The 21,787-nt window shown below is 62.1% G+C and carries 19 protein-coding genes; 10 read left to right on the forward strand and 9 right to left on the reverse strand.

The features are described 5' to 3' along the window. The first annotated feature begins 42 nt into the window (after positions 1–42). Positions 43–1,431 carry a glutathione-disulfide reductase gene (gor, locus tag J0I79_RS27420; RefSeq protein ID WP_292866785.1) on the forward strand — a complete coding sequence of 463 codons (1,389 nt, stop codon included), beginning with the start codon at positions 43–45 and terminating at the stop codon, positions 1,429–1,431. A gap of 15 nt (positions 1,432–1,446) precedes the next feature. Here gor and mgtE read toward each other — a convergent pair whose 3' ends face one another. The 4 genes from mgtE to J0I79_RS27440 form a co-directional block, all read right to left on the reverse strand. Further along, positions 1,447–2,811 (reverse strand): magnesium transporter, encoded by a 1,365-nt coding sequence (gene mgtE, locus J0I79_RS27425; RefSeq protein ID WP_292866787.1) that lies wholly within the window; start codon positions 2,809–2,811, stop codon positions 1,447–1,449. 271 nt (positions 2,812–3,082) lie between these two features. Next, positions 3,083–4,975, reverse strand: a complete 1,893-nt coding sequence (locus tag J0I79_RS27430; protein ID WP_292866789.1) for an ABC transporter ATP-binding protein/permease — start codon at positions 4,973–4,975, stop codon at positions 3,083–3,085. A gap of 511 nt (positions 4,976–5,486) precedes the next feature. Continuing rightward, positions 5,487–6,167 carry a DsbA family protein gene (locus J0I79_RS27435; protein WP_292866791.1) on the reverse strand — a complete coding sequence of 227 codons (681 nt, stop codon included), beginning with the start codon at positions 6,165–6,167 and terminating at the stop codon, positions 5,487–5,489. A 16-nt stretch (positions 6,168–6,183) separates the two neighbouring features. Next, entirely contained in the window at positions 6,184–8,004 is a 1,821-nt protein-coding gene (locus J0I79_RS27440; protein ID WP_292866793.1) for an extracellular solute-binding protein, read from the reverse strand. A gap of 232 nt (positions 8,005–8,236) precedes the next feature. Between J0I79_RS27440 and J0I79_RS27445 the strand changes: the two genes are divergently transcribed. After that, positions 8,237–8,866 carry an invasion associated locus B family protein gene (locus J0I79_RS27445; protein ID WP_292866794.1) on the forward strand — a complete coding sequence of 210 codons (630 nt, stop codon included), beginning with the start codon at positions 8,237–8,239 and terminating at the stop codon, positions 8,864–8,866. An 81-nt stretch (positions 8,867–8,947) separates the two neighbouring features. Here the strand turns inward: J0I79_RS27445 and hspQ are convergent, their stop codons facing one another. Together hspQ and J0I79_RS27455 are read right to left on the reverse strand one after the other, a co-directional pair. Then, positions 8,948–9,271, reverse strand: coding sequence for a heat shock protein HspQ (gene hspQ / locus J0I79_RS27450; protein WP_027027770.1), 324 nt, complete (start codon positions 9,269–9,271; stop codon positions 8,948–8,950). A 149-nt stretch (positions 9,272–9,420) separates the two neighbouring features. Then, positions 9,421–10,635 carry a UbiH/UbiF family hydroxylase gene (locus J0I79_RS27455; RefSeq protein ID WP_292866797.1) on the reverse strand — a complete coding sequence of 405 codons (1,215 nt, stop codon included), beginning with the start codon at positions 10,633–10,635 and terminating at the stop codon, positions 9,421–9,423. Positions 10,636–10,747: 112 nt separating this feature from the next. Between J0I79_RS27455 and J0I79_RS27460 the strand changes: the two genes are divergently transcribed. From J0I79_RS27460 to J0I79_RS27495, 8 genes are all read left to right on the forward strand, one after another. After that, positions 10,748–11,653: a DUF2182 domain-containing protein gene (locus J0I79_RS27460; RefSeq protein WP_292866799.1), complete on the forward strand. Its 906-nt coding sequence runs from the start codon at positions 10,748–10,750 to the stop codon at positions 11,651–11,653. Next, positions 11,650–12,264 (forward strand): DUF1326 domain-containing protein, encoded by a 615-nt coding sequence (locus tag J0I79_RS27465; protein WP_292866801.1) that lies wholly within the window; start codon positions 11,650–11,652, stop codon positions 12,262–12,264. Before J0I79_RS27460 ends, J0I79_RS27465 begins: the two co-directional genes overlap by 4 nt. 11 nt (positions 12,265–12,275) lie before the next feature. Then, complete coding sequence (gene pcsA, locus J0I79_RS27470; protein WP_292866819.1) at positions 12,276–13,094, forward strand: phosphatidylcholine synthase; 819 nt, start codon at positions 12,276–12,278, stop codon at positions 13,092–13,094. Between the two features lie 30 nt (positions 13,095–13,124). After that, a complete protein-coding gene (locus tag J0I79_RS27475; protein WP_292866803.1) occupies positions 13,125–14,102 on the forward strand; it encodes a quinone oxidoreductase in 978 nt (325 codons plus the stop codon). A 217-nt stretch (positions 14,103–14,319) separates the two neighbouring features. After that, a complete protein-coding gene (locus tag J0I79_RS27480; RefSeq protein ID WP_292866805.1) occupies positions 14,320–15,897 on the forward strand; it encodes an ABC transporter ATP-binding protein in 1,578 nt (525 codons plus the stop codon). After that, complete coding sequence (locus J0I79_RS27485; protein WP_292866807.1) at positions 15,894–17,024, forward strand: ABC transporter permease; 1,131 nt, start codon at positions 15,894–15,896, stop codon at positions 17,022–17,024. The genes J0I79_RS27480 and J0I79_RS27485 overlap by 4 nt, the downstream gene beginning before the upstream one ends. Further along, positions 17,024–17,944 (forward strand): ABC transporter permease, encoded by a 921-nt coding sequence (locus J0I79_RS27490; RefSeq protein ID WP_292866809.1) that lies wholly within the window; start codon positions 17,024–17,026, stop codon positions 17,942–17,944. Before J0I79_RS27485 ends, J0I79_RS27490 begins: the two co-directional genes overlap by 1 nt. Positions 17,945–17,994: 50 nt before the next feature. Further along, a complete protein-coding gene (locus J0I79_RS27495) occupies positions 17,995–19,062 on the forward strand; it encodes a BMP family ABC transporter substrate-binding protein (RefSeq protein ID WP_292866811.1) in 1,068 nt (355 codons plus the stop codon). 74 nt (positions 19,063–19,136) lie between these two features. On the opposite strand, the gene rimO is transcribed toward J0I79_RS27495, so the two are convergent. From rimO to J0I79_RS27510, 3 genes are all read right to left on the reverse strand, one after another. Further along, on the reverse strand, positions 19,137–20,450 hold the full coding sequence (gene rimO, locus J0I79_RS27500) for a 30S ribosomal protein S12 methylthiotransferase RimO (protein WP_292866813.1): 1,314 nt from the start codon (positions 20,448–20,450) through the stop codon (positions 19,137–19,139). A gap of 157 nt (positions 20,451–20,607) precedes the next feature. Next, positions 20,608–21,294 carry a TerC family protein gene (locus J0I79_RS27505; RefSeq protein WP_292866815.1) on the reverse strand — a complete coding sequence of 229 codons (687 nt, stop codon included), beginning with the start codon at positions 21,292–21,294 and terminating at the stop codon, positions 20,608–20,610. A gap of 186 nt (positions 21,295–21,480) precedes the next feature. Then, the coding region (locus tag J0I79_RS27510) for a DUF930 domain-containing protein (protein WP_292866817.1) at positions 21,481–21,787 on the reverse strand (307 nt) is incomplete at its 5' end.

Below are 21,787 nucleotides of genomic sequence, written 5' to 3' on the forward strand. Positions count from 1 at the left end.
CCTACCTGTCACTCACATTTCCGAAGTTCAGGGAGCCGCGCAATGGCCGGTTCCGCCTACGATCTCTTCGTCATCGGTGGTGGCTCCGGTGGGGTGAGGGCGGCCCGTGTCGCCGCGGCTCTCGGCAAGCGTGTCGGCATCGCCGAGGAATACCGTTTCGGCGGCACTTGCGTCATCAGAGGCTGCGTGCCGAAGAAACTCTATGTCTACGCCTCGCAATTTCCAGAACATTTCGCCGACGCCGCCGGCTACGGCTGGACCGTGCCGGAAGCCAGTTTCGACTGGCCGACATTGGTCGCCAACAAGGATCGGGAGATCAGCCGGCTGGAGGCGATCTACAAGAAGAACGTCGAGGGCGCCGGTGGCGAGACCTTTCATTCCAGGGCGATGGTCGTCGACCCGCATGTGGTCCATCTTCTGGGCGAGGATCGCGCGGTAACCGCCGACCAGATCCTGATCGCCACCGGCGGGCGTCCGGCGGCGCATCCCGCGCTGCCCGGCCATGAGCACTGCATCTTTTCCAATGAGGCTTTCGATCTCAAGGCGCTGCCAAGTGCGATCATGATCGAAGGCGGCGGTTACATCGCGGTCGAGTTCGCCAACATCTTCCACGGCCTCGGCGTCGACACCACGCTGGTCTATCGCGGCAAGGAGATACTGAGCCGCTTCGACATGGACCTGCGGCGCATGCTGCACGAAACCATGGAGAAGAAGGGAATAAAGATCCTCTGCCATTCAGTGACGGAATCGGTGCGCAGGCGCCCGGACGGCCGTCTCGACGCTCTTCTCACCAGCGGCAAGACGCTGACGGTCGACCAGTTGATGCTGGCCATCGGCCGCATCCCCAACACCGAGAATATGGGCCTGGAAGGCGTAGGCATCGAGATGACGGCAGCCGGGGCGATCAAGGTCGACGGCTATTCACGCACCAACATCGACAACATCTGGGCGATCGGCGACGTCACCAACCGCGTGCAGCTGACGCCGGTGGCGATCCACGAAGCGATGTGCTTCATTGAGACGGCGTTCAAGGGCAATCCGACTGCGCCGGACCACGACACGATCGCGACCGCCGTCTTCTCGCAACCGGAAATCGGCACTGTGGGCTTGTCCGAAGACGAAGCCGTCAAGCGCTTCAGCGATGTCGAGATCTACCGCGCCAGCTTCCGGCCAATGCGCCACACGCTATCGGGTCGCGACGAAAAAATGCTGATGAAGCTGGTGGTCGACGGCGCCTCGCGCAAAGTGCTCGGCGCCCATATCCTCGGGCCGGATGCGGGTGAAATGGCGCAACTGCTCGGCATTCCGCTGAAGGCCGGGCTGACCAAGGATGACTTCGACCGTACAATGGCCGTGCACCCGACCGCGGCGGAAGAACTCGTGACGATGTACAAGCCGACATACCGCGTAAAGGACGGCCAGCGCGTCTGACGCCTCGGCGTATGGCTACAACAACGTTCCGCGCAAGATGACCAGCGCCACCGAGAAATAGATCACCAGACCGGTGACATCGACCAGGGTGGCGACGAAAGGCGCCGACGCACTGGCGGGGTCGAAGCCGACCCGCTTCAGTGCGAAGGGCAACATCGATCCCGACAGCGAGCCGAAGGTGACAATGCCGACCAGGGCCGCCCCAACCGTCGCCGCGATCAGCGGCCAATGCGGGCCGTAGTCGTAGAAACCGAAATACTGCCACAGCGTGATGCGGCAGACACCGACAACGCCGAGGATCGAGCCGAGCACGAGCCCGGTCGGCAGCTCGCGCAGGGCAACCCGCCACCAGTCGCGAAGGCCGATCTCGCGCAAAGCCATCGCGCGGATGACCAGAGATGTCGCCTGCGAACCGGAATTGCCGCCGGAACTCATGATCAGCGGAATGAACAAGGTGAGCACGATCGCCTTTTCCAGTTCGCTCTCGTAGCTCTGCATGGCATTGGCGGTCAGCATCTCGCTCAGGAACAGCGCGCAGAGCCAGCCGGCGCGCTTCTGGATCATCGCGAGGAAGCTCATCTTCATGTAGGGCTCGTCGAGCGCCTCCATGCCGCCGAAGCGGTGCACGTCCTCCGTCGTCTCCTCGATCATCGTGTCGATGATGTCGTCGATGGTGACGATGCCGAGGATCTTGCCATGGTCAACGACCGGAACGGCAAGCAGATCGTATTTGGAGATCGTCTGCGCCAGGTTTTCACGGTCGGTCAGCGGCGTGACGGTCACCGGCACCCGGTCCGGCGCCACCGACAGGATCGGATCGTCGGGCTCACCGGTGATGAGCCGGCGCAGGCCGGTCGAGCGCACCAGATGGTGCGTCTCCGGGTCGACGATGTAGATGGCGTAGACGGTTTCGCGGGTGCGCTCGACCTTGCGGATGTAGTCGAGCGTGCGCCCGACGGTCCAGTCCGAGGGAACGCTGACGAACTCCGTCGTCATGATCGAGGCGGCGCTGCCTTCGGGATAACCCAGGATGGAGAGCAGCGTGGCACGCAGCGGCGGCGCCAGCGCGCCGAGCAGTTCGGAGCGGGCCGGCTCGTCGAGCTCGCGCAGTATGTCGGCCGCGCGGTCGACGGACATGGCGGTGAGCAGCTTGCTTGCCTTGGGGCGGGGCAGGGATTCCACCAGCTCGGGCGCGCCTTCGAGCTCAGGCTGGTCGAAAATTTCGACCAGCCGTTCGAACGGCACGGCGCAAAGCAGGTCGGTCGCGGTTTCGCGCGATTCGTGGTTGAGCGCCTCGACCACGTCAGCGACGTGGTCGTTTGCAAGAATACGGGCGATGGCGACGGCTTCGTCGTCCGCTACCGGGGAAAAATCGTTCATGGCTCACTCCTTGCCGTCCGGCAGGACATGAACCATTCAGGTCACGTCTAGGCGGACGGCGGTTGCGTTCGACTGATACTGTCGCCAGGCATGGCGCGGTGACCTTTCCGCTTGCGGGTTCGCGTTTGAATGACTGCAAGCCGGCGCAACATAGGAGCGCGCCCTGCCGAGTCAATCGCAATAAGTCGGGAAAACGGTGCCGTATGGCTCCGATCGCGAGACTGTGATCGGCGACTGCGGCAAAAGCCGGCAAGTCGCGGTGAAACCATCGTTATTTCTGCTTCAGCCGGCGTGAGAAACGCGTCCACTTGTCCTCTACTGGCCCTGGCTGGGCGAGGATCGTGACGAGTTCGACGGGCAGGGATGGAGCCAGCGGCTTCTTGGTCGCGACGCCGTCCGCGATCGCAACCATGCTGTGGTAGAACTCGGTGCCGGAAACCGATCGCGGCGCCACCGCCTCATGCATGACGCTGATCACTGTGACATCGGGACAATTGTCCTTGATGGCCTGATGGAAGGCAATCTTGCCCTCAGGATCGAGCGCGCCGGTCGCTTCGTCGAGGAACAGGAGGCCCGGCTGCTGGAGTATGATGCGCGCCACCACCAGCTTCTGCTTCTGGCCGCCCGACAGGACCTGGTCCCAGCTTTTGCCTTCGCGGGTTTCGTTGGCCATATGCTCGATGAAGTCGCCAAGGCCGGCCTTGTGCAATGCCGCCGCGACCTGCGTATCACCGTGGTCGTGCTCGGAGCCCGGCAGGCAGACGAGCTGTTTCAGCGAAACCTGCTGCAGCTTCACTTCCTGGGCGGCATAAAAGCTCTTGATCCCCTCGGGGAAGACGATGGTGCCGCGGCCGTAGGGCCATAGACCATTGATCGCCTTGATCAGCGAGGTCTTGCCGCATCCGGACTCACCCTTGAGGAAGGTCCATTCGCCGCGGCGGAAGCGCAGGTTGGCCGCGCTGAGGAATGGCGTCGCGTCCTCGCCCTGATGCGCCAATTCGAGCTTCTGGATGGTCAGGCCGAACACGGGGTTCTGGGAGGCGTAGTGGAAGTCGGAACGGCCCGTCTGGCTGTAGAAATCCTGCGGATGCTGAACATTCTCGATGGCAACAGCCAGTTCGGTGACACGCTGGCTGTTGGCGCGCAGCGTGGCGATGGCCGGCATGACGTGGATGAACCAGGAGCATTGGCCGATCAGCGAATTGACCAGTTCCGAACCGGTTATGTAGCCCTTGAGGTCGAGGCCGTTGTGGATGAAGGGCACCAGACCCGGCCCGTAGGCGACGATGCGGGCGCCGACGAAATTGTAGATCAGTTCGAACGACATATAGACGGTGTTGACGATGTTCAGCCGCGACCATGTGCCGTCGATGTCGACATAGAGCCGACGATGCATGGTCTTCTGCACGCCTTCGCCGTGGGACGCTGCGACATGGAAACTGCGGCGCAGGAACGTCGTCAGTTCGCCACGGTAGCTGCCCTCGGCCTGCTGCATGCGGACATTGAGGCGTTCGAGCAGGCCGCCGAGCTTGACCGCTATCCATGTGTTCAGCGGCACGTAGATGGCGACGGCCAGGAAGGCCAGGACGGCGCTGCCGTAGCTGCCGAGGAATTCGAGTCCTTTGACCTCGACGGAGGTTTCGAGCAGCTTCTGGCCGACGAAATAGAGCGAGGTCGCGACGCCGAGCACGCCCATGGCCAGGCCGATGGCGCCACCGGTCATGTCCTTGATCGATTCCTGGATGCGCTGGTCGATATTGTCGGGGGCGGTCGTGCCGCCACTTACCGAAGCATGCTGGGCGTGGAAATGCGTGTGGTTGCCGTCGAGCAACGCCTCGTTGAAGCGGCTGTCCAGCCAGCCGCGCCATTTGCGATGCAAGGTCACCGAAACGAGATTGCGCACGCCCGTGAAGCCGGCGTCCTTGAGCACCACCAGCAACACAAGAATACCGGCGTTGACCAGCAGCGTCCGCAAGGGCGTGGTGTTCGCGGCGTCGTGAAAGAAGGCGATCGAATTGACCAGTTCACCGGAGGCTTCGGCGAACCAGACGCCCGCCTTGCTCGACAGAGCGGTGAGCAGGGCGATCACCAGCGTCAGTGTCCAGGCTTCCTTCCACCGGTCCGAAATCCAGTAGGCTCGCATGAGCCCCCAGAAACTGCGCATAGAAGATACCGGCGTCAGATGCGACGGCCCTTCGGCGCCGCGGTGTAGTCCATCCGGTACTGACCCTTGCGATCGTCTGCCGATCCGAATCACGATCCCGCCCAAACCTTTTTCTTTGTTACGGATGGTAACACCAATTGATCATTTTCTATTAATTTTTAAACCGGGCAGGTCCGATTGGCTCGCTGGCCGTTGCCATGAGGCAACAGACCGCAAGGCTGGAGGCCTGCGGGACGCTCAGCAAAAATCAGGATTTCTCGTTCAATTTCAAATGCAAAGCTGGGCTCGCCATGCGGCCCGACAGGCTTCCCCAGCGGAAGCTTCGCACACGGTTTTGTGAATCAAAAAATCGTATCGGTCGGCTGTTTTTCTCTCCGGGAGCCATCCCGAATGCCTCGGAAATTAACGTTCAAGCGCTCACTGCGCTAACGTTACAGCCCGATTTCGAAAGCCGATAACGGCAACCTTGGAACGCCCCAAGGGGGCACGTTATGGTCGGACCCCGGCGGCCTCAGCCGACTTCATCAAGCTCGCCACGCGCCTTGGCGGCCGCGACTTGACGGATGGCATCCGCGAGCGTGTCGGCATCCTGGGCGCCCATGACAGCGTATTTGCCCTCGAGCAGGAAGCACGGCACGCCCGATATGCCCATCCGCGATGCAGTGGCGATCTCCATGCGCACCGCTTCGACATCGGCGTCGGTCGGCAGGAGCGTGGCCACCACGGATGCATCCATGCCGGCCTCGCGGGCGGCTTCGATCAGGACGGCATGGTCGCCAATGTTGATGCCCTCCTCGAAGTTCAGCTGGAACAGGCGGCGAACGAGCTTGTTCTGCACCGTTTCACCGGCAGCCCCGGCCCAGCGGATCAGCCTATGCGCGTCGAGTGTGTTGGGCGCCACCTTGATGGCACCAAAGGCAAAGGAGATGCCTTCGGCTTCGCCCAACGGCTCGATACGGGCGTGAATCTCACGGATGCGCTCCTCGCTGCCGAATTTGCCCAGCATGTATTCGCGGCGATCCTTGCCCTGAGGAGGAATGGTCGGATCGAGCTGGAACGGCCGCCAGCGTATATGCACATCGACGTCACCCACCGCGGCGACGGTCTTGTCCAGCCGCTTCTGGCCGATGAAGCACCACGGACAGACGACGTCGGACACCACATCGACAGTTATGGCGTTCGCTGCGCTCATCTCGACCTCCGGAGTTTCAATTCGGTTTGCGCCACCAGGTCGGCAGCTGATAGCCGAATATGGGCGTCTTTTTCGGATGTTCCAGATAATTCCAGTAAGCAAGCCATTGCTGCGTGTTGTACTGCGTCGGCACCATATAATTACCGGAGATCAGCAGCCGGTCGAGAACACGGACGGCGGCGACATAATCTTCCTTTGAGCGAGCCCGCAGCATCGCATCGATCGCGGCGTCGATCGCGGGGTCGGCAACGCCGGCGAGGTTGAACGATCCTTCGGTCTTGGCCGCTTCGGACGACCAGCGCCCGATCTGCTCGATGCCGGGAGACAGCGAATTGTTGAAGCCGCTTGAGCCGATCAACGCCTCGAAATCGAAACGCTGCTTGCGCGACTGGATCTGATCACCATCCAGGCTGCGGATGGTGACGTTGATGCCGATCTTTTCCAGCGTCCGCTGGTAGATGCCGGCGAGGCGCTCCTCGTCCTGTGAGGCGGTCAGGATTTCGAAGCTGAACGGATTGCCCTGAGGATCGAGCATCTTGCCGTCCTCCACGTGGTAGCCGATGCTCTTCAGAAGGTCGAAAGCGGCCTTCAGCACCTTGCGGTCCTGGCCCGAACCGTCGGTCACGGGCGGTCTCCAGGTGCCGTCCATGACATCAGCCGGCACTCGGCCAGGGTAGGGTGCCAGCAACGCCTTCTCCCTGTCGTCGGCCGGATGGCCGAGTGCGGAAAGCTCGGAGTTCTGCCAGTAGCTCATCGTGCGCGTGTACTTGCCGCCGAACAGGTTCTTGTTTGCCCATTCGAAATCGTAAAGCATGCCGAGCGCGCGCCGGACCACCGGATTGGAGAATTTCGGCAGCCTCGTGTTGAACAGGAAGCCGGTCACCACGGGCGGGATGCCGGTGTCGAAGGTTTCAGCGACCACGTCGCCTCTGTGGAAGGCGGGAAAGTCGAGATCGCGCTCCCGCTTCACCGGATCGCTGTCGTCGTCAATCGCGCAGAGCCCCTTCTTGAACGCTTCCAGCTTAGCGTTGGCGTTGAGAAAATATTCGATGGTGATCTGGTCGTAATTGTCGAAGCCGCGCTTGGCGGGGACATCCTTGCCCCAATAGTCGGGATTTCGTTTGAAGACGATGCGCTGGCCGGGCGTTACCTGTGCGATCGTGTAGGGGCCGCTGCCGATCAATGGCTTCAGCGTCGTGCGGTCGAACGTATCCATATCGAAGGCGTGCTTGGGAATGATGGGTGTCAGCGCGATGATCAGGGGGAATTCGCGATCCGCTTTCTCATTGAAAGTGAAGCGCACGCTGTGGTCGCCGGTCTTTTCGAGCTTGGCGATCCTGGCCATGCGGTCGCTGTAGGGCGGGCGGCCTTTCTGCGTGTAGGCATCATAGGTAAACAGCACGTCTTCAGGTGTCACCGGCTGCCCGTCAGACCATTTCGCCTTCGGGTTGAGATGGAACTCGATGCTCTTGCGCTCCGGGTCCATGTCGGCGGTGTCCGCCAGCAATCCATAGAGAGTAAAGGCCTCGTCCGCGCTGCGTTGCATCAGCGGTTCGAAGACGAGATTTCCAAAGATCGTGTCCATCATGCCGCGCGCCGTGGTGCGCAGGCTTTTCAGGATGAACGGGTTGAGATTGTCGAAGCTGCCGACGACGCAATAGGTGATGTTGCCCCCTTTCGGCGCGTCCGGATTGACGTAACCGAAATGAGTGTAGTCGGCCGGAAGAGCCGGCTCGCCCTGCATGGCAATGGCGTATCTGGGCTCCGACCGCGACGGCAGTGTTGAAAGGGCAAGAATCGATAGTGCGGTGATCAGCCAGACAAGTACGCGGCCCATGACCGTCTCCTTAACAGGTCGGCTCGATGATTCGGTGCGCACCCTAGCATGAGGCAACCACGCGCCTGCCAATATCGTTGCCAAGAATTGCAGATACCGGGCTGGATTCGACACCGCTTGCAGTGTAACACGCCGTCCGAAGTCATTCTGTTGCCTCATTTCGGCAACAGGTAGCTGGACCACACGGCGCGAAGAAGCCGGTCCCGGGATCATTTGAGAGGAAGTGCACGACATGACGAGCCTGAACAGCAATGCGTACCGCCTTTCGGTCATGGCCGCGGGCGTGGTCGGCTTTCTCTGCGCAGGACTTCCCTCTGCTTCCGCCCAGCAACAACAGCAGATTCCGCAGGGCTGGTTCAAGGCCTGCACCAAGCAGGAAGATGTCGACATCTGCAACGTTCAGAACATCGTCACCGCCGGCAATGGCCAGCTCGTCACCGGCGTCAGCCTGATCGAGCTCAAGGGCAAGGTGAACCGCAAGGTCTTCCAGGTCACGGTCCCGACCGGCCGCCTCGTGCCTCCCGGCATCGGCCTGCAGATCGACACCGGCAAGGCGCAGAAGCTCGACTATGTCATCTGCTTCCCGGACCGTTGTGTCGCCGAAGTGCCGCTGACCGATCAGCTCGTCGCTTCGTTCAAGAAGGGCCAGGGCATCACGCTGACCTCGATCAATTTCCAGAACCAGGCCAACCCGATCAAGATCGCCCTGCAGGGCTTCAGCGGCGCCTATGATGGCCCCCCGCTGCAGCAGTCGGACATCGAGGATCGCCAGAAGAAGCTCCAGGACTTCGTCGCCAAGAACAACCAGGACTTCGCCAAGAAGCTCAAGGACGAACAGGACAAGGCCAAGACCGCCAACTGATCCGTAACGGGTCATTTCGAATTAAAGAAAAAGCGGGGTCATGCCCCGCTTTTTTCGTTCAGGCCATCGCTGAATTCCTGCTCAATGCCTCGACTGCCGTTTCGGCTCGTAGCGTCCGTCGGGCTTCTTGTCGAACATCTCCTTGATCTGCGGATGGCGCACCGGCTCGCCCGACTGATCCTCGAGCAAATTCTGCTCGGATACATAGGCGATGTATTCGGTTTCGGAATTCTCGGCGAGCAGGTGATAGAATGGCTGGTCCTTGCGCGGCCTCACGTCGGCGGGAATAGCCTCGTACCACTCGTCGGTGTTGGCGAATTGCGGATCTACGTCGAAAATAATGCCTCGAAACGGGAACAGCCGGTGGCGAACCACCTGTCCGATCGCGAATTTGGCCGTTTTCATCGTACTCACCACTGAATTCCTTGACTTTATTTGGCGCAGACTCCGGTTCAATTCAATCCCGAAGCGTTGGGGGCATCCCGAAGCTACGCGGAGCGCGCGGCAAAGGTTTTCTGACTGACGCGCGATATCGCGGCAGTCCAGAAAGGTCCCTATTGCCGCCTGGCCGGGTTTTTCGACCCGCCCGCAAGCGCGGTAAAGCCGCTGCCGGGGCGCAGGCCTTCGCGCATGAAGAAGGCGCGCAGTGGCGCAAAGCCGCCAAGTACGCCGAGGCCGGCGCCACGCGCCATCTGCGCCGGCAGCATGTCGGAAAGCAAAGACATGTTGAGCAGGTTGACGGCGCTGCTGCGCGCCAGAACATCCGGCCGCCGCTTGAAATCATAGGCAACCAGCGCTTCGGGGGCGCCTGGGTCACCGCGATTTTCCTCGGCGATTCCAATAAGGTCATCGATATCCCTGATACCGAGATTTAGCCCCTGCGCGCCGATCGGTGGAAAAACATGCGCGGCCTCGCCGACGAGCGCCACCCGCCGGCGCGCGAAGCGCAGGGGGGTCACGGTGGAGAGCGGGTAAATCTGGCGGCCCGGCTCGACAGTTACCCTGCCCAGCATCGACTGCATCTGCCGCTCGACCCGCATCGAGAGCGCGCCGTCATCCAGCGCGGCAAGCTCCCTGGCGGTATCCGGCTTCACCACCCATACGAGGCTGGAGCGATTGCCTGGCAGCGGCACCTGCGTGAAAGGACCGGTTTCGGTATGAAATTCGGTCGAGGTGAAGGCATGGTCGCGGCTGTGGCCGAAATTGAAAACCAGCGCGGCCTGGGGATAGGCGCGTGCGGTCGTCGAGATGCCCGCCGCCTCGCGGGCCGGCGACAGCCGGCCGTCGGCGGCGACCGCCAGGGCTGCGCCGATCTCGCTGCCATCGGATAGGACAGCTGCAACCTCGTCCGCGCCAAGCTGCCAGGTCTCGACCATCGACCTGCGCCAATCGATCCCGGGATGGCTGGCGACCTTGCCGGCAAGGGCCGGACCAAAAACACTGTTGGGCAGGTTCAGGCCGAACTGGTCCTCGTCGATCTCGCTGGCACGGAACGTGACGACCGGACTGCGGATCAGCCGGCTTGTCGCATCGACGATGCGCATCACTTTCAACGGCGCGGCCTTGGGTTTGATGTCTTGGAGGACGCCGAGCCGTTCAAGCACCTTCAGGGCAGGCATCATCAGGGCCGTGGTGCGACCGTCGGGAGCCGAGGCCTCCGGCCCGACAAGCTGCACCGGAAAGCCGGCGTCGGCGAAGGCGAGCGCCGCGATCAAGCCTGCCGGCCCGGTGCCGGCAATCAAAATGCGCGCTGTTTCCTGCTGCTCCAAGATCGGCTTCCGGCTTGCTGTGCGAGGCGGCCTACCAGACCTGCCAGTCGACGAGCATATAGGTCAGATCATGCGGCTTGATCAACGCGGCGATTCGGCCCATTCGGATGTCATGACTGGCCACCAGGACGATTTCAGCCATCTCGACCGTGCCGGCCGCGCCTTGGCCGATGTCGCGCGCTATCCACGCCTGACGCTCAACATTGTCGTCGGCGCAGGCATCGCGCTGGCCTGGCTGCTGCTCGCGGCGATGGCGATTCGCGGCGCCGAGGCCCGCATCGGCGCGCCTGGCGACGCCTTGCTGCGCGATCTGCCGCGTCTGCCGCTGCCTGATTTCCTTGAGCGGTTCTTCGCGCTTTGCCTGTCGCCGGCACCGCTCGATGGAGACATCGGCCCGCGGGCCATCGCGCTGGTCGCCATGTGGTTCCTGATGGCTATCGCCGCCATGCTGCCTTCCGCTGCGCCCATGATCCGCACCTATTGCGAGATCGCCGATACCGCCCGCATCAAGGGCGAACCGGTCGTCCACCCTCTGGTGCTGGTTGCCGGTTATCTCTCGGTCTGGCTCGCCGCCTCGATGCTTTTTGCGGCACTGACACTTGCAGCGCATACGTCGGCCGCATCCGGGAGAATCTTCGATCCGGTGCTCGGCATTGCCGGCGCAGTCGCCTTGCTGATTGCCGGCCTCTACCAGTTCAGCAACTTCAAGGAAGCCTGCCTGAAAAAGTGCCGCAATCCGTTCTCGATCCTGTTTTCGAACTGGAGCGCAAGGGCCATCCGCGTCTTCCGGCTCGGCACGGCGCAAGGCCTGTGGTGTCTAGGGTGCTGCTGGGCATTGATGCTGGTGATGTTCGCCGTCGGCGTGATGAACGTCTTCTGGATGGCGCTGATCGGCCTGTTCACCCTGATTGAAAAACAGACCACGGGCACTCTTCCAACCCGACTGGCCGGTGCGATACTGCTTGTCTGGGCAGCCGCGCTGCTATTAGTCTCGCTTTCAGTGGGGGAAATTCGATGACAGATCAGGGCTGGGCGATGAAGGGAGAGCTCGTACTCTCCTGCAATTGCACGGTTTTTTGCCCTTGCGTGCTGTCGCTCGGCAATCATCCGCCGACAGAGGGCTATTGCCAGACCTGGGCGGGTTTCCGTATCGACGCCGGTCATTTCGGCGAGGTCGACCTCTCCGGCCTCAACCTTGGGCTCATCATGGAAATCCCCGGCTATATGAGCCGCGGCAACTGGACCGCCGGTCTGTTCATCGACGCCAGGGCCTCGGTCTACGCAGTCAAGGCTTTGACGAAGATTTTTACCGGCAAGGCCGGCGGAACGACATCGCTGCTTTCGATTCTCGTTGGAAAGTTTCTTGGTGTCGAACAGGTTCCGATCACCTATGAGACGCGCGACAAGACGCGCATCTTCCAGATTCCCAGGATCATCGATGGCGCGGTAACGCCGATCGCCGGCAAGGATCGCGAGAAAGACACGGTGATCACGAATTCGGAATACTGGATCGCGCCGGAGATCATCGTGGCCAGGTCCGACAAGAGCAAGATGCGCGCCTTTGGCCGCAACTGGAATTTCGCCGGCCGCTCGGCCGAAATCTGCAAGCTGGATTGGCGGGGCCCGTGAGCAAGAACACAATGGCCAGGAACACGGCCGCCAGGAAGGCCGCGAAGAAAATCGCCGACCGGATTCCGCGGCCGAAGAAGAAGGTCACCTGGCCGCAGGCGCGCGCGTTTTCGGTGCATCTGCTGACCGCCTCGGGCTCGTTCCTGGCTTTCCTGTCGCTGGTGGCGGCGAGCGAAGAGCGCTGGACGGCCATGTTCTGGTGGCTCGGACTGGCCCTGTTCGTCGATGGCATTGACGGGCCGATCGCCCGCAAGCTCGAGGTCAAGGAAATCCTGCCGACCTGGTCGGGCGAGCTCCTCGACAACATCATCGACTACGTGACGTATGTGCTGATTCCGGCCTTCGCGCTGTACCAGCGCGGTTTCATGGGCGAGGGCCTGTCGTTCCTGTCGGCAGCGATCATCGTTGTCTCCAGCGCGATCTACTATGCCGACACCGGCATGAAGACGAAGGAGAACTTCTTCAAGGGATTCCCGGTTGTCTGGAACATGGTGGTGTTCACGCTCTTCGTCATAGAGCCGGGGCAATGGGTCTCGTTCGCGGTGGTGGTGGTGGCCGGCATCCTGACCTTCATCCCGATCAACTTCATCCACCCGGTGCGCGTGGTGCGGTTGCGGCCGATCAATCTGGGCATGACGCTGTTGTGGTGTGCCTTCGGCGCCCTTGCCCTGGCGCAGGCGGCGCTGGCCGCTTTCTACGACCAGATCGGCGTCCTCGGCGAGCAGGTCAGCACCTTCACCAAGATCGGCATCACGGTGACCGGGCTTTACCTCGCCTGCATCGGCGGTGTCATGCAGGTCTTCCCCAGGCTCGGCGCGAAGAAGACCTGATTTCCGAACCACAAGTCAGAAGGCCAGACAATGTCCGAAGCAATCCGCATCCACGCCAATGGCGGTCCGGAAGTTCTGACCTACGAGGAGGCCGATCCGGGCCGCCCGGGTTCAGGCCAGATCCTGATCCAGCACACGGCGATCGGGCTCAACTTCATCGATGTCTATTACCGGTCGGGCCTTTATCCCGCGCCGGGCGGATTTCCGTTCATTCCCGGCAGCGAAGCCGCCGGCATGGTGCTTGAGGTCGGCCAGGACATCGGCTGGCTTCGGCCTGGCGACCGGGTGGCCTATGCCGCAACGACAGGCGCATACGCAAAGGAGCGCGTCATCGACGCCAGCCGGGTCGTCAAAATTCCCGACGGCATCAGCGACGAACAGGCGGCCGCGATGATGCTCAAGGGCATGACCGCCGAATATCTCCTGCGCCGGACCTTCAAGGTGAAGGCAGGCGACACGATCCTGTTTCATGCGGCGGCCGGCGGCGTCGGCCTGATCCTCGGTCAATGGGCGAAACATCTGGGCGCAACGGTTATCGGCACGGCCAGTTCGACCGACAAGATCGAACTCGCCAAGGCGCATGGCTTCGACCATGTCATCAATTACAAAGAGCAGGATTTCGTTGCCGGCGTCGCCGCCATCACAGGCGGCAGGAAATGCGACGTCGTTTACGATTCCGTGGGCAACGACACGTTTCCGGCCTCGCTCGACTGTTTGAAGCCGCTCGGCATGTTCGTCAGCTTCGGCCAGTCTTCCGGGCCGATCCCGCCATTCTCGATGTCGCTGCTGGCGCAGAAAGGATCCTTGTTCGCCACCCGGCCGACGCTTTTCGTCTACAACGCCAGGCGTGAGGACCTCGACGCTTCGGCGGCGGCGCTGTTCGACGTCGTGTTGAGTGGTGCGGTCGAGATCAAGATCAACCAGCGCTACGCGCTGAAGGACGCAGGCAAAGCGCACGCGGACCTCGAAGGCCGCAGGACGACCGGCACGACCGTGCTGGTTCCCTAGCGGAAGTTTGTCTTGGTTTTCAGCGCTCTGCCGTCGCGTGGGGCACAGTTTGCCTGAAAAGCCGACCAGCTACTTTATTGGGCGAAAGAAGGCTGATCTTTGCCCTTGAGTTTCCGCTGAAATTCTTGAAGCTCTTTCAAGTTGGGTGCTGCTTTCGCACAGGAGCCGGCCGCGCATACGATGCTTTCGGGAACACAGAACATATCCGGGAACCCGGATGGGAGGCACTGTGAGTGCAGATCATGATGGAACGAACCTGCTTGAGGTTCGTGGCCTGACGAAGATATTCGGCACGCTGACAGCGTGCGATCATATCGATCTCAACATCGCCAAAGGGGAAATTCACGCGCTGCTCGGTGAGAACGGCGCCGGCAAATCGACCTTGGTCAAGATGCTGTTCGGCTCGCTGGAGCCCAATGCCGGCGAAATTTTCTGGAATGGCCAGCCGGTGCGGATCACCAGCCCGGGCGCCGCGAAAAAGCTCGGCATCGGCATGGTGTTCCAGCACTTTTCGCTGTTCGAGGCGCTGACCGCGGCCGAGAACATTGCCCTCTCGCTGGACGACGGCTCGCCGATCAGCAGCATCGCGGCGAAGGCGAGAGCGCTTTCCTACAGCTACGGCCTGCCGCTCGATCCGGAATCGCTGGTCGGCGATCTGTCGGTCGGCGAGCGCCAGCGTATCGAGATCATCCGCTGCCTGTTGCAGACACCGCAGCTCATCATCCTCGACGAGCCGACCTCGGTTCTGACGCCGCAGGAAGCCGACAAGCTGTTCGAGACGCTTGAGCGACTGCGCGCGGAAGGCAAGTCGATCCTCTACATTTCGCACCGGTTGGAAGAGGTCAAACGCATCTGCGACCGCGCCACTGTCCTGCGCCACGGCAAGTTGGTCGGCCACTGCAATCCGCGCGAGGAGACAGCCGCCTCACTCGCCCGCATGATGGTCGGCAACGAAGTCCAAGCCGTGGTGCGCGCGCCGGTCGAGGGGATCGAGACCGCGGCGCCGCTGCTCGAAATCCGTGGGCTGAGCCGCAAACCGGCGACGCCGTTTTCCATTCCGCTCAAGAACATCAGCCTCAATGTCCGCGCCGGTGAAGTCATCGGCATCGCAGGCGTTGCCGGCAACGGGCAGGGCGAATTCTTCGAATCCGTCTCCGGCGAAGTGCAGCAGCAGGATGCGGCTTCCGTCCGCATCCGCGGCAAGGATGCCGGCGGCCTCACCATCACCGGACGGCGTCTGTTGGGCGCGGCCTTCGTGCCGGAAGAGCGCCTCGGCCATGGCGCCGCGCCGCGCATGAAGTTGTCTGAGAACCTGCTCCTGTCGCGTCATGCCACCGACGGAAAAGCCTTTGTCGGCGCCGGCGGCATGGTCAAGGGGGCGGCCGTCTATGCGGCTTCCCAGCGCATCATCGAAGTAATGGACGTGCGCAAAAGCGCGCCCGACCCGGAAGCAGCAGCGCTTTCAGGCGGCAATCTGCAGAAGTTCATCGTCGGACGCGAGCTCGACCGACGTCCAAGCGTCATGGTGGTGAACCAGCCGACATGGGGTGTCGACGCCGGGGCTGCCGCCCATATCCGCCAGGCGCTCATCGAACTGTCGCGGAGCGGATCGGCGGTGCTGGTGATCAGCCAGGACCTCGACGAACTGTTCGAGATATCGGATGCCATCGCGGTCATGCACAACGGCGAACTATCCAAGCCGATGCCGATAGCTGAAGCAACCTTCGAGAAAGTCGGCCTGCTGATGGGCGGCGCCGAGCCGGGTCACGCCGAACATACGATGGAGACGGCATGATGCGCCTCGAACTTGTCAAACGCCCGCAGCGCTCGGCGCTGTTTTCAATGCTGTCACCCTTCATCGCCTTCGCGCTGACCATCATCGCCGGGGCGATCATGTTCGGCTTGCTCGGCGTCAATCCGCTCAACGCCTTCAGGATCTACTTCATCGAGCCGGTCAGCCAGGTCTGGCAGTTGCACGAGCTCGCAATCAAGGCGGCGCCGCTGATCCTGATCGCCGTCGGCCTGTCGGTCTGCTACAAGGCCAACATCTGGAACATCGGCGCCGAGGGCCAGTTCATTTTTGGCGCCATCTTCGGCTCCATCATTCCGGTCCTGTTTCCGCAATTCGACGGCCCGCTGGTGCTGCCGCTGATGCTTCTGCTCGGCATGGTCGGCGGCGCGGCCTATGCGGCGATCCCCGCTTTGCTGAAGACCCGGTTCTCGACCAATGAAATCCTGACCAGCCTGATGCTGGTCTATGTCGCCCAGCTCTTCCTCGACTGGCTGGTGCGCGGTCCATGGCGCGATCCCCAGGGCCATGGCTTTCCACAGACGATCCAGTTCAGCGATGCGGCCACATTGCCTCAGTTGATGCCTGATGCCGGCCGGGCCAACTGGGGGTTCGTCTTCGCGCTGGTCGCGGCGGTACTGGTCTGGATCTTGATGGGCCGCATGCTGAAGGGCTTCGAAGTGCGCGTTCTCGGTTCAAGCCCCAGGGCAGGGCGGTTCGCTGGCTTCGGCCTCAACCGCATGGTGTTCTTCGCCTTCCTGCTGTCGGGCGCTCTGGCCGGACTTGCCGGCATCTCGGAAGTCTCCGGCGCGATCGGGCAGTTGCAGCCGGTCATTTCGCCCGGCTACGGCTTCACCGCCATCATCGTCGCCTTCCTCGGCCGTCTCAACCCGCTCGGCATCATCGCGGCCGGACTGGTGCTGGCGCTGACCTATCTCGGCGGCGAGGCGGTGCAGAGCGCGCTCGGTATTTCCGACAAGGTGGCGAGGGTGTTCCAGGGCATGCTTTTGTTCTTCGTGCTCGGCTGCGACACGCTCATCCACTACCGCATCCGCGTCATCGGCCTGGCGCTGACGAAGAAGGAAGGCGCCGGGAAACTCGAGGCCGCGCCGAAGTTGAAGGAAGCCCGCTGATGGACATCACCGTCAACATCCTCTTGACCATTGCGACAGCGGCAACACCGCTTCTCATCGCGGCGATCGGCGAACTGGTGGTCGAGCGTTCCGGCGTCCTCAACCTCGGCGTCGAAGGCATGATGATCATGGGCGCCGTCGCCGGCTTCGGCGCCGGCTACCTCACCGGATCGCCGTGGATCGGCCTGCTGGCGGCGATCGCCATGGGAGCGTTGTTCTCGCTGCTGTTCGCGGTGATGACGCTGTCGCTCGCGACCAACCAGGTGGCGACCGGCCTGTCGCTGACGCTGCTTGGTCTCGGCCTGTCCGGGATGATGGGCACCAGTTTCGTCGGCCAGCCCGGCGAAAGACTGCCAAACCTCTACATTCCGGTCCTGACCGACATTCCCGTCGTCGGCAAGCTCCTGTTTGGCCAGGATCCGATCTTCTACATCTCGATTGCGCTGACGGCCGCCGTCACGTGGTTCCTATTCAGGACGCGCACGGGGTTGACGCTGCGCTCAATCGGCGACAGCCACACATCGGCGCACGCGCTCGGCATCAAGGTCATCCGGTACCGCTACCTCGCGGTGATCTTCGGCGGCGCCTGCGCCGGTCTTGCCGGCGGCCACTTGTCGCTGGTCTATACGCCGCAATGGGTCGAGAACATGTCGGCCGGGCGCGGTTGGATCGCTCTGGCGCTGGTGGTGTTCGCGTCCTGGCGGCCGTGGCGGGTGCTTGCCGGCGCCTACATTTTCGGCGCGGTGTGGATCGGCCAGCTTCATGCACAGGCTTTTGGCATTCCGGTGCCCTCGCAGATGCTTTCTTCTCTGCCCTATCTGGCAACCGTCGTGGTTCTCGTTCTAATCTCGCGCAACAAGCGTTTGACGATGATGAACACGCCGGCATCCCTGGGGCAGCCATTCGTTCCGGATCGTTGACAACAAAAACAAACGGAAGCTCCAAGGCTTAAACTCAGAGAGGTAACACGATGAAAAAACTGCTTATTGCCCTGATGACCACGACGGCGGCCCTGTCGATGGCAGCGTCCGCGCAGGCCGCCGACAAGTTGAAGGCCTGCTGGGTCTATGTGGGGCCGATCGGCGACTTCGGCTATTCCTACCAGCACGACCAGGGCCGTCTCGAAGTCGAGAAGGCGCTGGGCGACAAGGTCGAGACCGCCTACCTCGAAAACGTCTCCGAAGGTCCCGACGCCGAGCGCGCGTTCGAGCGGCTGGCACGCGAGAACTGCAAGATCATCTTCGGCACTTCCTTCGGCTTCATGGACGCCGAAGTGAAGGTCGCCAAGAAATTCCCCAAGGTGATGTTCGAGCATGCCACCGGGTTCAAGACCGGCGACAATCTGGGCGTCTACAATGCGCGTTTCTATGAAGGCCGCTATGTGCTCGGACAGATCGCGGCCAAGGAATCGAAGTCTGGCGTTGCCGGCTACATCGTCTCCTTCCCGATCCCCGAAGTGGTGATGGGCATCAACTCCTTCATGCTCGGCGCGCAGTCGATCAACCCGAACTTCAAGGCCAAGATCGTCTGGGTGAACTCCTGGTTCGATCCGGGCAAGGAGGCCGACGCCGCCAAGGCGTTGTTCGACCAGGGTGCCGACATCATCGTCCAGCACACCGATTCGACCGCCGCCCTGCAGGTGGCCGAGGAACGCAAGCTGCACGGCTTTGGCCAGTCCTCCGACATGATCAAATTCGCACCGAAAGCGCAGCTGACCTCGCTGACCGACGAATGGGGTCCGTACTACATCAGCCGGGTCCAGGCAGCGATCGACGGCACCTGGAAGCCGGACAATGTCTGGCTCGGCATCAAGGACGGTGCGGTCAAGATGGCGCCCTACACCAACATGCCCGACGACGTGAAGGCGATGGCCGAGGCGACCGAGAAGAAGATCGCCGGCGGCTGGAATCCCTTAACCGGACCGATCGCCAAGCAGGACGGCCCGGCGTGGCTGAAGGACGGTGAAGTCGCCGACGACGGCACGCTGCTCGGCATGAACTTCTACGTCAAGGGCGTCGACGACAAGCTGCCGCAGTAAGCGGCGAACTCCTGCGGATATGGAAAGGGCGCCGCGAGGCGCCCTTTTTTATCCGCGGTAGAACAATGGCGGGTTCACACCGCCGAACCGTAAAGGTCATAAGCGTCCGCGCGCTCGATCTTGACCGTGACGATGTCGCCGGCGCGCATGGGACGCCGCGACTGGATGTGCACCGAACCGTCGATTTCGGGCGCATCGTATTTGGTGCGACCCTTGGCCGACGTGCCATGGGCTTCATCGATCAGCACCGGGAGGCGCTTGCCGACCTTCTTTGCGAGTTGCGTCGCAGAGATCTTCTGCTGGCGCTGCATGAAACGGTGCCAGCGCGTTTCCTTGACCTCTTGCGGCACCTGCTCGAGGCCGAGGTCGTTGGAGCGGGCGCCCTTGACCGGCTCGTACTTGAAACAGCCGGCACGGTCGATCTTCGCCTCGTCCAGCCAGTCGAGCAGCATTTCGAAATCCTCGTCCGTCTCGCCTGGGAAGCCGACGATGAACGTCGAGCGGATGGCGAGATCCGGGCACACGTCGCGCCAGCCGCGAATGCGCTCGAGCGTCTTTTCGCCATGCGCGGGGCGCCGCATGTTCTTCAGTACCTGCGGCGAGGCGTGCTGGAACGGGATGTCGAGATACGGGAGAATCTTTCCCTCGGCCATCAACGGGATGACGTCGGCGACATGCGGGTAGGGGTAGACATAATGCATGCGCACCCAGATGCCGAGCTTGCCGAGTTCCTCCGACAGGTCGAGGAACTTCGCCCGCACCTCGCGGTCGCCGAACATCGATGTCTGGTATTTGATGTCGATGCCGTAGGCGCTGGTGTCCTGCGAAATGACGAGGAGTTCCTTGACGCCTGCCTTGGCGAGCTTCTCGGCTTCGCGAAGCACATCGGCGGCCGGCCGCGAAACGAGATCACCGCGAAGTGCTGGAATGATGCAGAAGGTGCAGCGATTGTTGCAGCCTTCCGAAATCTTGAGATAGGCATAGTGGCGCGGGGTCAGCTTGACGCCCTGCGGCGGCAGCAGATCGATATAGGGATCGTGCGAGGGCGGTGCCGCCTCGTGAACGGCCGCCATGACGCTTTCATAGGCCTGGGGGCCCGTGATCGCCAGCACATTGGGGTGCTTCTCGCGGATGACGTCTGGCTCGGCGCCGAGGCAGCCTGTGACGATGACGCGGCCGTTTTCCGACAGCGCGGATCCGATGGCGTTGAGCGACTCGTCTCGGGCGGAATCGAGGAAGCCGCAGGTGTTGACGACGACAAGGTCGGCGCCGTCATGCTTGCGGGCGATTTCGTAGCCCTCGGCCCGCAGGCGCGTGATGATGCGCTCCGAATCGACCAGGGCCTTGGGGCATCCGAGACTGACAAAGCTGACGCGCGGGGCGGACATGGGCAAGTTTCCAAAGGACGCGAACCGGAAACGGAAATCCGGCCGACAGTCTCAACATATGCGGTTTACATGGCTCTGGCAGGAGCTCAATTCGGGCGGCGCAATAGCATGGCTTCCTCAATCAGGCAAACGAAGCCGATGCGCAGCATGTCAAGTCTCAGTGCCCGCTTGATCCGAACCAGGGCTCTAGGAACGCAAAATGGTCGGGGAATTGCTGCACGGCGCCGTCCAGCAGCATCTTGACCGCGACATAGAGGATGATCGCGAGGCCGACATAGGCGATCCAGCGATACTTGTGCAGCAAACGCGCAACAAACGACGCGGCAAAGCCCATCAGGGCGATCGACAGCGCCAGTCCGATGATCAGCACCGTCGGATGGTTCATGGCCGCGCCGGCCACGGCAAGCACATTGTCGAGCGACATCGAAACGTCGGCGATGACGATCTGCCAGGCGGCCTGGGAAAAAGTCTTGGTTGGTCCCTTGCCAGTTGCTGCACCGTCTTTGACGGAGCCGCCATTCGACAGGGCTTCGGTTGCGTCGCGCTCCTCGTCGTGGCTGACCCGCAATTCGCGCCACATCTTCCAGCAGACCCAAAGCAGCAGCAGACCGCCAGCAAGCAGAAGCATGGGGCCTATGGTGAGCAGCTTCTGCGTGATCAGGGCAAAGAAAATTCTGAGAACGGTGGCCGCGCCGATGCCCACCAGAATGGCCCGCTTGCGTTGCTCCGCCGGCAGGCCGGCAGCGGCGAGGCCAATGACGATGGCATTGTCGCCCGCGAGCGCAAGATCGATGGCGATGACCTGAAACAGGGCCGATATGCCGGCGGCAGTGAATATTTCCATCGACCTGAAAGCCCTTCGCCGAGTGTTCGTCGTCGATCGTCCAAACGGGCCTAAAGGCATGGTCCGCTGGCGTCAAGACGCAGCATCGGACAACACTGCAAAACCATTTTTCACGGCAGCGGTATTACAGGAGAATTTCAGCAACCGGCGCCCAGTGAGCCAATGCCGGAGCGGGCGAGTGAAAAACTAATCGTAGAGATTGTACTTTGCCCAGTCGGCTTCCGGAATCTCATCGCCGATCCGGTAGCGCAGCTGCAGGACCTCCATATGGTCCGGCCCCGTCTGGCATTTGAACTTTAGCCGGTACCACTGGCCCTTGCTGCGGAACGCCGCCCCCGGGCTTCTGATCGCATCGGCGCTCATCTCGGGCGTCGCGAAGGCGTAGGCGACGACACGGTCGGCCTTGAACTTGCGATCGTCGTGGGTAATCCGGTCGAGAACCTCGGCGTCGCACCGCTGTTCGAGGCGCGTTTGCGGGTCGAGTTTCATCAGT

The sequence above is a fragment of the Mesorhizobium sp. genome (assembly GCF_017306585.1).
Taxonomy (GTDB): Bacteria; Pseudomonadota; Alphaproteobacteria; order Rhizobiales; family Rhizobiaceae; genus Mesorhizobium.

Bases quoted from the DNA above. Each gene is read 5' to 3' on its own strand.
- gor (WP_292866785.1), top strand. From the start codon at position 43: ATGGCCGGTTCCGCCTACGATCTCTTCGTCATCGGTGGTGGCTCCGGT.
- mgtE (WP_292866787.1), bottom strand. From the start codon at position 2,811: ATGAACGATTTTTCCCCGGTAGCGGACGACGAAGCCGTCGCCATCGCC.
- J0I79_RS27430 (WP_292866789.1), bottom strand. From the start codon at position 4,975: ATGCGCAGTTTCTGGGGGCTCATGCGAGCCTACTGGATTTCGGACCGG.
- J0I79_RS27435 (WP_292866791.1), bottom strand. From the start codon at position 6,167: ATGAGCGCAGCGAACGCCATAACTGTCGATGTGGTGTCCGACGTCGTC.
- J0I79_RS27440 (WP_292866793.1), bottom strand. From the start codon at position 8,004: ATGGGCCGCGTACTTGTCTGGCTGATCACCGCACTATCGATTCTTGCC.
- J0I79_RS27445 (WP_292866794.1), top strand. From the start codon at position 8,237: ATGACGAGCCTGAACAGCAATGCGTACCGCCTTTCGGTCATGGCCGCG.
- hspQ (WP_027027770.1), bottom strand. From the start codon at position 9,271: ATGAAAACGGCCAAATTCGCGATCGGACAGGTGGTTCGCCACCGGCTG.
- J0I79_RS27460 (WP_292866799.1), top strand. From the start codon at position 10,748: ATGACTGGCCACCAGGACGATTTCAGCCATCTCGACCGTGCCGGCCGC.
- J0I79_RS27465 (WP_292866801.1), top strand. From the start codon at position 11,650: ATGACAGATCAGGGCTGGGCGATGAAGGGAGAGCTCGTACTCTCCTGC.
- pcsA (WP_292866819.1), top strand. From the start codon at position 12,276: ATGGCCAGGAACACGGCCGCCAGGAAGGCCGCGAAGAAAATCGCCGAC.
- J0I79_RS27475 (WP_292866803.1), top strand. From the start codon at position 13,125: ATGTCCGAAGCAATCCGCATCCACGCCAATGGCGGTCCGGAAGTTCTG.
- J0I79_RS27480 (WP_292866805.1), top strand. From the start codon at position 14,320: ATGGGAGGCACTGTGAGTGCAGATCATGATGGAACGAACCTGCTTGAG.
- J0I79_RS27485 (WP_292866807.1), top strand. From the start codon at position 15,894: ATGATGCGCCTCGAACTTGTCAAACGCCCGCAGCGCTCGGCGCTGTTT.
- J0I79_RS27490 (WP_292866809.1), top strand. From the start codon at position 17,024: ATGGACATCACCGTCAACATCCTCTTGACCATTGCGACAGCGGCAACA.
- J0I79_RS27495 (WP_292866811.1), top strand. From the start codon at position 17,995: ATGAAAAAACTGCTTATTGCCCTGATGACCACGACGGCGGCCCTGTCG.
- rimO (WP_292866813.1), bottom strand. From the start codon at position 20,450: ATGTCCGCCCCGCGCGTCAGCTTTGTCAGTCTCGGATGCCCCAAGGCC.
- J0I79_RS27505 (WP_292866815.1), bottom strand. From the start codon at position 21,294: ATGGAAATATTCACTGCCGCCGGCATATCGGCCCTGTTTCAGGTCATC.